This is a genomic window from Nonomuraea rosea, from assembly GCF_039539705.1.
Classification (GTDB): Bacteria; Actinomycetota; Actinomycetes; order Streptosporangiales; family Streptosporangiaceae; genus Nonomuraea; species Nonomuraea rosea.
In genome coordinates this window covers 64088-76956 of sequence record NZ_BAABDQ010000004.1, presented here as the reverse complement: position 1 = coordinate 76956, position 12869 = coordinate 64088, and the positions used below count along the sequence as shown (strand labels likewise).

General features: G+C 70.4%; 11 protein-coding genes. 6 read left to right on the top strand and 5 right to left on the bottom strand.

The window, feature by feature from the left end; genetic code table 11:
• Window positions 1-21: 21 nt before the first annotated feature.
• Both ABEA43_RS11310 and ABEA43_RS11305 read right to left on the bottom strand, forming a co-directional pair.
• Window positions 22-672: a response regulator transcription factor gene (locus tag ABEA43_RS11310; RefSeq protein ID WP_345560933.1), complete on the bottom strand. Its 651-nt coding sequence runs from the start codon at window positions 670-672 to the stop codon at window positions 22-24.
• On the bottom strand, window positions 669-2099 hold the full coding sequence (locus ABEA43_RS11305) for a sensor histidine kinase (RefSeq protein ID WP_345560932.1): 1431 nt from the start codon (window positions 2097-2099) through the stop codon (window positions 669-671). Before ABEA43_RS11305 ends, ABEA43_RS11310 begins: the two co-directional genes overlap by 4 nt.
• Window positions 2100-2207: 108 nt before the next feature.
• On the opposite strand from ABEA43_RS11305, the gene ABEA43_RS11300 reads away from it, so the two are divergent.
• Window positions 2208-3113: an ABC transporter ATP-binding protein gene (locus ABEA43_RS11300; protein WP_345560931.1), complete on the top strand. Its 906-nt coding sequence runs from the start codon at window positions 2208-2210 to the stop codon at window positions 3111-3113.
• Entirely contained in the window at window positions 3110-3841 is a 732-nt protein-coding gene (locus ABEA43_RS11295) for an ABC transporter permease (protein ID WP_345560930.1), read from the top strand. Before ABEA43_RS11300 ends, ABEA43_RS11295 begins: the two co-directional genes overlap by 4 nt.
• A gap of 2 nt (window positions 3842-3843) precedes the next feature.
• Here the strand turns inward: ABEA43_RS11295 and ABEA43_RS11290 are convergent, their stop codons facing one another.
• Entirely contained in the window at window positions 3844-4758 is a 915-nt protein-coding gene (locus ABEA43_RS11290) for an SMP-30/gluconolactonase/LRE family protein (protein WP_345560929.1), read from the bottom strand.
• Window positions 4759-4814: 56 nt separating this feature from the next.
• Here ABEA43_RS11290 and ABEA43_RS11285 point away from each other — a divergent pair, with 56 nt between their 5' ends.
• Both ABEA43_RS11285 and soxR read left to right on the top strand, forming a co-directional pair.
• The gene (locus ABEA43_RS11285) at window positions 4815-5315 is read left to right on the top strand and encodes an Lrp/AsnC family transcriptional regulator (protein WP_345560927.1); all 501 of its coding nucleotides are present in this window, start codon (window positions 4815-4817) and stop codon (window positions 5313-5315) included.
• Between the two features lie 2 nt (window positions 5316-5317).
• Complete coding sequence (soxR, locus tag ABEA43_RS11280; protein ID WP_345560925.1) at window positions 5318-5812, top strand: redox-sensitive transcriptional activator SoxR; 495 nt, start codon at window positions 5318-5320, stop codon at window positions 5810-5812.
• Between the two features lie 18 nt (window positions 5813-5830).
• On the opposite strand, the gene ABEA43_RS11275 is transcribed toward soxR, so the two are convergent.
• Window positions 5831-6289 (bottom strand): universal stress protein, encoded by a 459-nt coding sequence (locus ABEA43_RS11275; protein WP_345560923.1) that lies wholly within the window; start codon window positions 6287-6289, stop codon window positions 5831-5833.
• A 101-nt stretch (window positions 6290-6390) separates the two neighbouring features.
• Complete coding sequence (gene dnaB / locus ABEA43_RS11270) at window positions 6391-9714, bottom strand: replicative DNA helicase (protein WP_345560922.1); 3324 nt, start codon at window positions 9712-9714, stop codon at window positions 6391-6393.
• A gap of 284 nt (window positions 9715-9998) precedes the next feature.
• Between dnaB and ABEA43_RS11265 the strand changes: the two genes are divergently transcribed.
• Both ABEA43_RS11265 and ABEA43_RS11260 read left to right on the top strand, forming a co-directional pair.
• Window positions 9999-11300, top strand: a complete 1302-nt coding sequence (locus ABEA43_RS11265; protein WP_345560921.1) for an MATE family efflux transporter — start codon at window positions 9999-10001, stop codon at window positions 11298-11300.
• 88 nt (window positions 11301-11388) lie between these two features.
• Window positions 11389-12861: an APC family permease gene (locus ABEA43_RS11260; protein ID WP_345560920.1), complete on the top strand. Its 1473-nt coding sequence runs from the start codon at window positions 11389-11391 to the stop codon at window positions 12859-12861.
• Window positions 12862-12869: the final 8 nt, after the last annotated feature.

Below are 12869 nucleotides of genomic sequence, written 5' to 3'. Positions count from 1 at the left end.
AATAGCCGGTGTTACCGACAACTAACGGCTGTTGAGGTAGGCGAGCACGGCCAGGACGCGGCGGTTGTCGTCGTCGGAAGGGGCGAGGCCGAGCTTGGCGAAGATGGAGGCCGTGTGCTTGGCCACGGCGCTCTCGCTGAGATAGAGGCGCTGGGAGATGGCGGCATTGGATCGTCCTTCCGCCATGGCCTCCAGCACCTCACGCTCGCGGGGCGTGAGCGCGGCCAGCGGCTCGTTCCTGGCGTTGCTGGCCAGGAGTTTGGCGATGACCTCCGGGTCCATGGCGGTGCCGCCGGCGGCGACCCGGCGTACGGCGTCGATGAACTGCTCGGCGTTGAAGACCCGGTCCTTGAGCAGATAGCCGATCGCGCCCGAGCCGTCGGCCAGCAGCTCGCGGGCGTAGAGCTGTTCGACGTGCTGGGACAGCACGAGAACGGGCAGCCCCGGCACCTGCTTCCTGGCCTCCAGGGCGGCCTGCAGGCCCTCGTCGGTGAACGTGGGCGGCAGCCGCACGTCGACGATCGAGACGTCGGGCCGCAGCTCCACCAGGCCCTTCAGCAGCTCGGGACCGGACTCCACCGCGCCGACGACCGCGAAGCCGTGGGCCTGGAGCAGGTGGACCAGCCCGTCTCTGAGCAGGTAGAGGTCCTCTGCGATGAGCACCCGGTTCATGGGCACCACGGTTTGGTCGGAGTGGCCTGGATCATCCAGCGCTCCCGGTTGTGGGTCGCGGGGATTCTGATGGCGAGTACATGCATGATGACACCGAGTGCGATCATTCCGCAGATCACCGGCCACTGCCACATCTCGGGCATGTACAGGGCGAGGAACCAGGTCTTCTCCTCTATGCCGAACACCTTGAAGATGCCCGCCACCAGTCCCTGCGGGAACGTCGGGCACCAGGCCGTGGCCCACAGGAGGATGACCGCGGCCGCCTTCCAGCGCGGCAGCCTGGGCAGGTCGCCCGTCCAGTGCTCGGGCAGCACCCGGGGCAGCTCCATCGTCACGGTGGTGGGGCCGCCGGGCGGGCTGTGCAGCGCCAGCACCCCGTCGAACGCGGCCAGCCGCCGTTCGATGCCGGCCAGGCCGCTGCCCTTCGCCGGGTCGGCGCCGCCCATGCCGTCGTCCGTGACCGTGATGCGCAGGTCGGCGCCGTTGGAGCTGAGATCCACCGCGGCCGTCCGCGCGCCACCGTGCCGGGCGGCGTTGGACAGCAGCTCGCTGACCGCGAAGTACGCCGCCGCCTCCACGGGGCTGTCCGGCCGGTGCGGCAGCTCCACGTCCACGGCGACCTGCAGGGGGCTGTCCATGGCCAGCGCGCGTACGGCGTCGCCCAGGCCGCGCTCGGCCAGCACGGGCGGGTGGATGCCCCTGATGACCCTGCGCAGCTCGGTCAGCGTCTCGGAGGAGGCGTCTCTAGCCTTGGCCAGCAGCGCCTTCGCCGCGGACGGGTCGGTGTCGAGGAGCTGCTCGACCGCGCCGATCGTCATGCCGATCGCCACCAGCCTGGCCTGCGTGCCGTCGTGCAGGTCGCGTTCGATCCTGCGCATCTCGGCCGCCTGGGAGTCGGCGGCCAGGTTCCGGGTGCGCCTGAGGTGGCTCACCTGACCGGCCAGGCGGCTGTTGGCGGTGGCGCCGAGCAGCAGGTCGCTCCAGGTCGCGTAGACGCGCAGGCCGCGTTCTGGCAGCACGATGAGCAGCGGCACCAGCGCCAGCTTCACCGCCGGGTCCAGCAGCAGCCAGAGCGCGTCCCGCCAGGTCGCCGGGTCGGTGAGCAGCCACTTCCAGCGGTCGTTCCAGGCCGGCACCCGCGGGGTCTTGTAGAGGGTCCGGTCGGAGCGGTACATCCCGTCCGGCTGCCGGACGGGCGGCAGTGGCTTGGGCATGTAGGGCGACTCGATGTCGATGCCGGTCCACTTCCGCAGGAGCCGCCTGTTCTGCTCGGCCAGCCGCCTGATCAGCATCGCCTGGGCCGGGAAGAGGAAGACCATGCCGAGCGCGAACGACAGCAGCAGCATGAATGCGGTCAGCAGGATCACCGGCACTTCGACGAACGTGAGCGTCAGCAGCACCGTGACCTGACCGAACCTTCGAAGCATGCCTCCAGTCTGCGGCAACGCGCCGATCTGGTCACTGCACCTAAGTACACCCTTGCCCGGCAACTAGCGGGATTCCCGGCGAAGAACCGCGTTCCTAGCGTTCTAGACATGAAAATCATCGAGGTCAGGAACCTGCGCAAGCAGTATCCGAACCACCTCGCGGTCGAGGACGTGTCGTTCGAGGTGGCCGAGGGTGAGATCTTCGGCATCCTCGGCCCGAACGGCGCGGGCAAGACCACCACGGTGGAATGCGTGGCCGGGCTCCGGGCGCCGGACGGCGGCACCGTACGGGTGGCCGGGCTGGACCCGCAGCGGGACAGGACCGAGCTGCGCCGGGTGCTGGGCATGCAGCTGCAGAGCTCGGCGCTGCCGGAGAAGATCAAGGTGTGGGAGGCGATGGATCTCTACGCCTCCTTCTACCCCGACCCCGCCGACTGGTCCGGGCTGCTCGACCAGGTCGGGCTCGCCGACAAGCGCGACGCGAAGTTCAGGCAGCTGTCCGGCGGCCAGCGCCAGCGGCTGTCGGTGGCGCTCGCGCTCGTGGGCCGGCCGCGCGTGGCGGTGCTCGACGAGCTGACGACCGGGCTCGACCCGCAGGCCCGCAGGGACACGTGGGAGCTGGTCGAGCAGGTACGCGACTCGGGCGTGACGATCGTGCTGGTCACCCACTTCATGGAGGAGGCCGAGCGGCTCTGCGACCGGCTCGCGCTCATCGACGCGGGCAAGGTGGCCGCCACCGACACACCCCAGGGGCTCATCTCGCTGGTGGGCGATGAGCAGCAGGTGCGGTTCAGACCGTCCGGGCCGGTCGATGACGGCGTGCTGCTGGCGCTGCCCGAGGTGCGCAAGGTCAGCAGGAGCGGCGGCCAGGTCGTGGTCCACGGCTCGGGCAACCTCGCCCCCGCGGTCACCCTCGCCCTCGCCCAGCACCAGATCGTGCCCGGAGACCTGCGCATCGAGCAGGCCACGCTCGACGACGCGTTCCTCGCGCTCACCGGAAGGAAGCTCTCATGAAGAAGATGCTCATCGTGGAGACCAAGCTGCACCTGCGTGAATGGCCGTTCCTGCTGTTCACCATCGGGCTGCCGGTGGGGCTCCTGGTCGTGCTCGGCCTCAGCATCCCGGCGATGACCGTGCGTGAGGGGACCGGCGAGCGGGCCGTGGACACGCAGATGCCGAGCCTGATGACCCTGCTCGCGCTGCTGACGCTGGCCTGCAGCGTCGTGCCGGCGGTGCTGGCCGCCTACCGCGAGCAGGGAGTGCTCAGGCGGATGTCCACCACGCCCGTGCACCCTTCGCGGCTGCTGGCCGTGCAACTCCTGATCAACCTGGCCGTGGGGGCGCTGTCCACCACGGTGCTGATCGTGGTCGGCTCCCTGGTCTTCGGCGCCGCGGCCCCCCGGAACTGGGCCGGCTTCATCCTCGTCTTCCTGCTCGGCACCGCCGCGCTGCTGGCCATGGGGCTCGTGATCGCCGCCCTGGCGCCCAGCGCCAAGGCCGCGCCCGGGATCGGGTCGGTGGTGATGTTCCCGCTGATGTTCCTGGGGGGAATGTGGCTGCCGCGCGAGCTCATGCCCGACGCGCTGGGCGTGGTCAGCGACTTCTCCGTGGCCGGTCCGTTCGCGCAGGCGCTCAAGGACACCTGGGCCGGCCAGCCCCCGGAGCTCATGCACCTGGCGGTGGTGGCCGGCGGGCTGATGCTCTTCGGCGGGCTGGCCGTGCGGTTCTTCAGGTGGGAGTGAGGCTAGCGCCCGGCCCAGACCGGGCGCGCGCCGGTGACGTTCGTCATCAGGGAGTAGAGCGAGGACGAGGCCGTGATGAACATCCGGTTCCGCTTGAGCCCTCCGAACACCAGGTTGGCCACGAACTCGGGCAGCTTGAGCCGCCCGATCAGCGTGCCGTCGGAGTCGTAGCAGAGCACCGCCTTGCCTGCCGCGGCCCAGACGCGCCCGGTGTCGTCGAGGCGCAGGCCGTCGAAGTTGTCCTGCTCGGCGCCCTCGGCGAAGACCTTCCCACCTTCCAGCGTGCCGTCGTCGCGCACGTCGAACACCCGCAGATGCCTGGCCCTGGTGTCGGCGATGTAGAGGCGGCTCTCGTCGAGCGAGAAGGCCAGGCCGTTGGGCCTGACGAAGTCGCCGGCCACCATCCGGACCTCGCCCGTCGCCGGATCGGCGCGATAGACGTGACAGCCGTCGATCTCCTGCTCGGCGGCGACGCCCTCGTAGTTGCTGATGATGCCGTAGGGCGGGTCGGTGAACCAGATGGAGCCGTCGGAGCGGACGACCGCGTCGTTGGGGCTGTTGAACCGCTTGCCCTCCCAGCGGTCGGCGATCACCGTGATCGACCCGTCGTGCTCGGTACGGGTGACGCGGCGGGCGCCCTGCTCGCAGGAGATCAACCGGCCCTCGCGGTCGAGGGTGTTGCCGTTGACATAACCGGACGGCTGGCGGAACGGCCCCACCGCGCCGGTCATCTCGTCCCAGCGCAGCATCCGCTCATTGGGGATGTCGCTCCAGACCAGGAAGCGGCCGGCCGGGAAATAGACCGGGCCCTCGGCCCAGCGCGTGCCGGTGTGGAGCCGCTCGATCTGGTCGTCTCCGCCGACCGCGGCGAACCGCTCGTCGAGCACCTCGAACTCAGTGGGGATCATGTCCGTCATGCCCACCACCATACGCTGTTCGGATTCTGGGCAATATCGCGAGATAGCATTCAGCCGTGGACGATATCGACAGGATGCTGATCGGCCTGCTCCAGGAGGACGCGACGCGGTCGTACGTGGAGCTGGGCAAGGCGGTGGGGCTGTCCGGAGGGGCGGCGCACGAGCGGGTGCGCAAGCTGCGCGAGCGCGGCGTGATCAGGCGTACGACCATCGAGGTCGACCAGGCGGCGCTGGGCCGGGCGGTGACGGCGTACGTGCTGGTGAACGGTGGCGCGTGGATGGGCGGGAGCGCGGAGGCGCTGACGGCGATCCCGGAGATCGAGGAGGCGCACGTCATCGCCGGTCCCGCGTCGGTGCTGCTCAAAGTGCGGACCACCGGCACCAAGGAGCTGCAGGACGTGCTGCGGCGGGTGTTCGGGGTGGACGGCGTGACGGGGACGCAGACGGTCGTGGTGCTGGAGACGTTCTTCGAGCGGACGCTCGGATCTTCTTCGAGCGGATCCCCGGATAGCGCGGGGACCCCTCCGATAGCGCGCGGATCCTCAAGTAATCTCTAGGTATGACGAAGGTCGCCTGGAACACCAAGGAGCTCACCGTCGGCCAGCTCGCCGAGCGCAGTGGCGTCGCCGTCTCGGCTCTGCACTTCTACGAGGCCAAGGGCCTCATCCAGAGCCGGCGCACGGCCGGCAACCAGCGGCGCTACGGCCGTGACAGCCTGCGCAGGGTCGCGTTCATCAGGCTGTCGCAGCGGATCGGGATCCCGCTGAAGACCATCAGGGACGCCCTGGCCGAGCTGCCGGACGAGCGCACGCCCAACCGGGCCGACTGGGCCCGGCTGTCGGCCGCCTGGCGGGGTGAGCTCGACGATCGCATCGAGCAGTTGCAGCGGCTGCGCGACGACCTGACGGACTGTATCGGGTGCGGCTGCCTGTCGCTGGACCTGTGCCCTGTGGCCAACCCGCACGACCGGCTGGGCGACGAGGGGCCGGGCGCGCGACGCATCGACACCCGGCTCTGCCCGCCGCAGACCTGCTGCGCGCCCGCCTCCTCGTAGTGCCTGGTTCCCTCTAGGTCAGGCCCGCGCGGCAGGCTTCGGCGGGGGCACGATGAGGGTCGGCCGGTGCGCGTGGTGCAGCACGTGGTTGGACACGCTGCCGAGCAGCACCGACCGCACTCCGGCCAGGCCGCGCGAGCCGGTGACGATCAGCGAGGCGTCGATCTCGTCCGCCACGTCCACGATCGTCTTCCAGATCGACTCGTTGTCGGCCACCGCACGGAAGGTGACGTCGGACAGCCCGGCGGCGACCGCCAGCTCGGCCCCCTCCTTGGCGTACAGCTCGGCCTGGGCCTGCGCCTGGTCCTCGGTGTCGGGGTCGATCGCGGCCGCGGCCAGCGGGTTTTTCTTGAGCTGTACGAGCAGCGGCTCCCACACCGTGACGACGAGCGTGGGCTCGGCCGTGAGGTGCTTGGCCGCGAACTCGATCGCGGTACGCGAGTCAGCCGAGCCGTCATACGCGACGAGGATGGTCATGGCGTTCTTCCCTTCGCTTCACTCTCCTTCGTTAGAGCACTGAAGCGATCAGCCGCCATTCCTGGGCCGATTGTCTCCTTTGTCACACGCCTGCCGGGGAATCAGTGCTGGGCCATGTCCACGAAACGGCTGTAGTGGCCCTGGAAGGCCACCGTGACCGTGGCCGTGGGGCCGTTACGGTGCTTGGCCACGATCAGGTCGGCTTCGCCCGCTCTCGGGGACTCGCGCTCGTAGGCGTCCTCGCGGTGCAGCAGGATGACCATGTCCGCGTCCTGCTCGATCGAGTTGTGGAGGCTGATCCCGTTCGCGAGGAAGTTGTGCGTGCCGAGCACCGTGGCGTCGTAGACGGGCTGCTCCCCCATGGGCTCGATGGTGACGATCTCGTCCCAGAAGACGTCGTTCGTCGCCAGCAGCTCAAGGTCGGAGTCGTCGAGCACCGCCGCGATCCTGCCCAGCCGCTCGCGGCGCTCCCCCGGGGTCGACTCATCGAGCGCCCGGCCCCTCGCCACCCAGCCACTCGGCCCACTCGCGCTCGGGCCGCTCGCATCGCTCGGGCTCGGCCCGCTCGGCCCGCTCGGCCCGCTCGGGCTCGGCCCGCTCGCTCGGGTCCGCGTCGCGGTGGCGAGCTCCGGCGGGGCCGTCTTCCGCTCCGTCAGCGCCGCCCTGATCCGCGACCACACGTCATCCGGAACGGTGTCGACGACGGTCTCGCCGGTGACGCGACGCAGCTGCGCCGCGCACTCCCCGGCCGGCCGCGCCTGCTCGCCGCGCACGCCGATCTCGTCGAGGAAGCGCAGCTGGTCCGCCGCCCCGTGAACGTGCAGGCGGTAGCCCGTACGGTCGCCGCCCTCCACCCTGGTCATGACGTTGAACCGGAGCAGCAGCCTGGCCACGTCGTCCGCCAGGCGGCGGCCGGCGGCGAAGTAGGAGAGGCGGGCCTGGCCGAGCGACCGATCCCACCGGACACTCCCCCCGGTCGTCCACAGGTGGCTCAGGAACCCGGCGAGCTGCCGTTTGGGCAGGGAGAACAGGCTCTCAGGCAGGGACTCCGCCGGGCGGTGCGCGAGCGCGACCAGGTCGGCCTCGTCCTGCTCGGCGAGGCCCAGCGGCGCGGGCACATGCCTCGCCACCGCGACCCTGGCGCCCGGCGGCAGGTCTTCGAGCGCCCGCCAGCCGTCGTAGGTGAGGAAGGGGTGGTTGGCCGTGGCCTCGACCTCTCGCCCTGAACGCAGCCGCACGCGGTAGACCTGCTTGACACCGCTCGGGAAGACATGGGTCATCGTGCGCGGCACCAGCTTCAGCCGGTCGTCCAGCGACCACACGGGGATGTCGCGCGCCCCCGACTCCAGCAGCTCCCCCAGGGAGACCTCGGCCCCCGTGTCGGCCCGCATGACGCGGGTGGCGGCGGTCAGGCAGCCCGACTCACGCAGGTCGCTCACCGCGGGACGCTTGTCGGTGCGCTGCTCAGGACCTCGGTTGAGCTGGGAGATCGCGATGACCGGGACCTCCAGCTCCTTGGCCAGGAGCTTGATCGCACGCGAGATCTCCGAGACCTCGTTCTGGCGGCTCTCGGTCTTCTTCGGCGAGCTCATGAGCTGGAGGTAGTCGATGACCACGAACTTCAGGTCGTTACGCTGCTTGAGCCGCCGGCACTTGGCCCTGATCTCCATCATCGACATGTTGGGCGAGTCGTCGATGAACAGCGGCGCCTCGGCCACCTCGCTCATCCGGCGGGCCAGGCGGGTCCAGTCGTCGTCGCCCATCATGCCGGAGCGCATGGTGTGCAGCGCCACGCGGGCCTCGGCGGACAGCAGGCGCATGGTGATCTCGTTGCGGGACATTTCCAGCGAGAAGATGACCGTGGTCATCCCGTGCTTGATGGCGGCGGAGCGGGCGAAGTCGAGACCCAGCGTGGAGTTGTGGGTGGGGATCCAGGTCCGGCCCGCCACGTACAGGTGATCGGCGTTGTCCACCTCCACGCACCGCACCGGCACCGACGGCACCGGCCGCACGTCGGTGATGTACCGGCAGGTCGCCTCCGGGTCGGCCGCGGTCACCACCCGGGCGTTCTTGTGCGTCAGGCCGAAGACCTTGTCGGGGGGTGTGAAGGTGATCGCGTGGCCGGCCTCGGGCGTCCTTGCAGCGGTGTAGCCCAGGCTCAGGATCAGCTCCCAGGCGTCCGCTGCCAGCCGCTGGTGCTTGACCGTGAGCCGGACCGTCCCGTGGCCGTCGATGTCGCCGGCGGTGTCCAGGAGGCCCGCCAGGAGGGCTCTGCGCTGGGCTTCGGACGCGCGGAGGTATTCGGCCGGAATGTGCTGGTCGCCGCCGTCGACGCCACTGTCCCCCAGCCGGACGCCCAGCGTGTACGGCGGGATCGCGAGCACGCGGTCGGGCAGGTCGAGCGGCTCGGCGTTGGCGATGGTGTGGCGGGAGCCGTCGTGCAGCGTGGCGGCGATCTCTTCGGTGGTGCGCACCTCGGCGGATGCCCGCCGGCTCGCGGACCCCTGGTGGCCGGTCGCCGCCGAGCGGCGGGAGGCGCCGGTCTCGGTGAGCCACTGGTGCTGGGCGTCGGCCACGATCACCGTGCCGTCGCTGAACTCCACCTCGTAGCAGGGACGCCCGTGCATGACGTCGGTGGCCGCAACGACCCGCGCCGGTCTGCCGTCGGCCCCGATCAGGAGGTCGCCCGCCCGCACCCGCCCCATCGTGGTCCACCCGGTGGGGGTGGGCAGGGGGGTGTCGAGCGCGAGCGCCTTGCCGATGGCGGGGCGGGCAGCGACGACGATCATCTGGCCGGGGTGCAGGCCGTTGGTGAGCGAGTCGAGGTCCTGGAAGCCGGTCGGGACGCCGACCATCTGGCCGCCGCGGCTGCCGATCGCCTCCAGCTCGTCGAGCGCGCCGGGCATGATGTCGGCCAGCGGCGCGTAGTCCTCCGAGGTGCGCCGCTCGGTGACCTTGTAGATCTCCGCCTGGGCGCGGTCGACGAGGTCGTCGACCTCTTCGTTCTGGCCGCCGTAGCCGAAGGAGACGATGCGGGTGCCGGCCTCGATGAGGCGGCGCAGGATCGCCTGCTCGCGGACGATCTTCGCGTAGTAGCCGGCGTTGGCCGCCGTGGGGACGACGGCGGTGAGCGTGTGGAGGTAGGCGGCGCCGCCCACCCTGGCCATCTCCCCGCGCTTCTGCAGCTCGTCGAAGACGGTGACCGCGTCGGCCGGCTCGCCGCGGCCGTAGAGGTCGGTGACGACGTCGTAGACCATCTGGTGGGCCGGGCGGTAGAAGTCGTCGGAGCGCAGGATCTCCACGACGTCGGCGATGGCGTCCTTGGACAGCAGCATGCCGCCGAGGACCGACTGCTCCGCATCGATGTTGCTCGGCGGGGTGCGCTCGAAACCTGGGCCTCCGCCGGCCTCTTCGTCATTGCTCACTGCGCCCCCTCGAACAACCTTGCAGGCGGTCGCACCACCCCCACTTGTAGTCGACCGGTCTGACAGTTTCGCGGAGTCGGGGGCAGTCGGCAACGCAGCCTGTGGACAACGCTGTGGTCAAGCTGTGCACTATCGCGCCCAGGGTGTGAAAGGTCTGTGGACGAGCCTGGGGATAACTCTCAAGGTCATCCACCGACAACTCGCTGACCTGGGAAAACATTGTCCACCGGCTGTGGAGGGAAGAAAGTTGGTCCGACACGCCGTGTAAGGGTCATAATGGACGAATGCTCATTACCCCCCGAGACCGGGAGATTCTGCGCCTGGCCGTTCCGGCGTTCGGCGCGTTGGTGGCCGAGCCGCTCTTCCTGCTCGCCGACTACGCCATCGTCGGCCACGGGCTGGGCACCACGGCGGTGGGCTCTCTGGGCGTGGCGGGCACCGTTCTGACCACGTTGGTGAGCCTGTGCGTGTTCCTCGCCTACGGCACGACGGCGTCCGTGGCGCGCCAGTCCGGGGCGGGCAACCACATGCGGGCCATGCGCAGCGGCGTGGACGGGATCTGGCTGGCGCTGGCCATCGGGGTGACGCTGATCGTCGTGTGCTGGCCGTTCGCGCCGGCCGTCGTGGAGTTGTTCGGGGCGGGGCCGGAGCAGAGCGCGCAGGCGGTGACGTACCTGCGGATCAGCCTGCTCGGCGCGCCCGGGATGCTGGTCGTGCTGGCGGGCACCGGGGTTCTGCGCGGGCTGCGGGACACGCTCACGCCGCTGGCGGTCGCGGTGGGCTCGTTCGCGCTGAACGCGGCGCTGAACGCCTGGTTCGTGCTCGGGCTCGGCTGGGGCATCGCGGGCTCCGCGTGGGGCACCGTGCTGGCTCAGACGCTGGGAGCGGCCGTCTACCTCGTCGTGGTGGCCAGGGGCGCGCTGCGGCTGGGCGCGCCGCTCACGCCCAGCCTGGCCGGGGTCAGGCAGGCGGGTACGGCCGGGTTCGCGCTGCTCATCCGTACCTTGTGCATGCGGGTGGTGCTGCTCGCGGCCACCGTGATCGCCACCAGGATGGGCGAGGCCGAGCTGGCCGCGTACGCGATCGCGACACAGGTCTGGACGCTGCTCGCCTTCGCGCTGGACGCCATCGCGATCGCCGGGCAGGCCATCACGGGGCGGTCGCTCGGTGCCGGGGACGTCGCGGCGACCAAGGCCGCCACCAGGCGCATGGTGCAGTGGGGCGTCTGGTCGGGCGTCGTGCTCGGCCTCCTCGTGGTCGCGGCCAGGCCGGTCCTGCCCGGGCTGTTCGACGCGGATCCGCAGGTCACCGAGCTGCTGCTGGCGCTGTTGTGGCCGGTGGCGCTGTTCCAGCCGGTGTGCGGGGTCGTGTTCGTGCTCGACGGCGTGCTGATCGGCGCGGGCGATCAGCGGTACCTGGCGTGGGCGGGGGTGTGGACGACGCTGGCGTACCTGCCCGCCGCGCTGCTCGCCGCCGGCTTCGGCGTGGTCGCCCTCTGGTGCGCGCTGGGGGTGTGGATGCTCGCGCGGCTGATCACCCTCGTACGACGGTCCGCCGGCACCGCCTGGCTCGTGACCGGGGCCTAGCCGGGCACCCGTCCACTGTGACCGTCTCGTGCTTGCTGTTGTCCAAGGGGTGAGACATGGTGGGCGAGTTCCCTGAGCGGGGTGTTCCTTGTCCACGATCCTGCGGCGACTACCGCCTTCGGAGGCGACCGGATTACGCACCGGCGCCCGGCACAGCCTGGCCGAGCTCTACCGTCCGGCCGACCTGGTGGTGCTCGGGCTCGGCGTGATGATCGGCGCGGGCATCTTCGGCATCGCCGGTCAGCAGGCGGCCGGCACGGCGGGTCCCGGCGTGATCCTGTCCTTCATGATCGCGGGCATCGCCTGCCTGCTCGCCTGCCTGTGCTACGCCGAGCTGTCGTCCACCATGCCGACGTCCGGCAGCGCCTACACCTTCACGTACGTCATCTTCGGCGAGGTCTGGGCCTGGATCATCGGCTGGGCCCTGATCCTGGAGCTGCAGTTCGCCGCCGCGGTGGTGGCCAGGGCGTGGGGCGCGATCACGGTCAGGGCGATCTCGAACTTCGGCGTCAGCCTGCCGCGCGAGAAGCTGGTCGCGGACGTCCTCGTGGTCGTGATCCTGGTGCTGCTCACCGGCATCGTGGCGCTCGGCGCGCGGATCGGGCTGCGCGCGTTGTGGATCATGGTGGCGGCCAAGCTGCTGGCCATCGGCGCGGTCATCGTCGTCGGGCTGCCCCATGTGAACGTGGCGAACTTCGGCGAGTTCTACGTCCCGCCCAAGATCCTGCCGACCCCGTCCGCGACGGTGCTGGAGGTCTTCGTCGGGCAGAGCCAGGCGTTCGGCTGGTTCGGGATCTTCACCGCGGCCTCGGCCATCGCGTTCGCGTACATCGGGTTCGACATCGTCGCCACCTCCGCCGAGGAGACCGTGAACGCGCCCAGGGCCGTGCCCAAGGGCATGATCCGCAGCCTGGTCATCGCCACGATCATCTACCTCGCGGTGGCCGTGGTCATGGTGGGCATGATCCCCTACACGAAGATCTCGGTGGACGCCCCGCTGTCCAGCGCGTTCCGGACGATCGGCGTGGACTGGATGGTGCACGTCATCGACGCGGGCGCGGTGCTCGGGCTGACGACCGTGATCCTGGTGCTGATCGTCGGGCAGACGCGCGTGCTGTTCTCCATGGCCCGCGACGGGCTGATCCCCCGCGGCCTGGCGTCGGTCAGCCGCCGCTACCACACGCCCTCGCGGGTGACGCTCGTGATCGGGCTCATCGCGGTCGTGCTGGCGGAGTTCGTGCCGGTGCTCACGATGCAGGAGCTCGTGGTGATCGGGACGCTGTTCGCGTTCCTGTTCGTGGCGGCCGGGGTGATCGTGATGCGGCGGCGCATGCCGCATCTGGAGCGCGGGTTCCGGGTGCCGCTCTCGCCGGTGCTGCCGGCGCTCTCGGTGGTGGCCACGCTCTGGCTCATGGTCAACCTGCGGGTGCTGACCTGGGCGTGGTTCGTCCTGTGGATGGGCTTCGGCCTGGTGGTCTACCTCGTGTACGGCCGCCGCCACAGCCTGCTGGCCCAGCCCCGCCACCCGGTCGACCCGACACGCGGACGGCACCGCCGCTGAGCCCCCGC

What these genes read in the sequence shown, in the direction of transcription:
- soxR (WP_345560925.1), top strand. Translation starts at nt 5,318, where the DNA reads ATGACGAAGGTCGCCTGGAACACCAAGGAGCTCACCGTCGGCCAGCTC.
- ABEA43_RS11295 (WP_345560930.1), top strand. Translation starts at nt 3,110, where the DNA reads ATGAAGAAGATGCTCATCGTGGAGACCAAGCTGCACCTGCGTGAATGG.
- ABEA43_RS11275 (WP_345560923.1), bottom strand. Translation starts at nt 6,289, where the DNA reads ATGACCATCCTCGTCGCGTATGACGGCTCGGCTGACTCGCGTACCGCG.
- ABEA43_RS11265 (WP_345560921.1), top strand. Translation starts at nt 9,999, where the DNA reads ATGCTCATTACCCCCCGAGACCGGGAGATTCTGCGCCTGGCCGTTCCG.
- ABEA43_RS11300 (WP_345560931.1), top strand. Translation starts at nt 2,208, where the DNA reads ATGAAAATCATCGAGGTCAGGAACCTGCGCAAGCAGTATCCGAACCAC.
- ABEA43_RS11290 (WP_345560929.1), bottom strand. Translation starts at nt 4,758, where the DNA reads ATGACGGACATGATCCCCACTGAGTTCGAGGTGCTCGACGAGCGGTTC.
- ABEA43_RS11305 (WP_345560932.1), bottom strand. Translation starts at nt 2,099, where the DNA reads ATGCTTCGAAGGTTCGGTCAGGTCACGGTGCTGCTGACGCTCACGTTC.
- ABEA43_RS11310 (WP_345560933.1), bottom strand. Translation starts at nt 672, where the DNA reads ATGAACCGGGTGCTCATCGCAGAGGACCTCTACCTGCTCAGAGACGGG.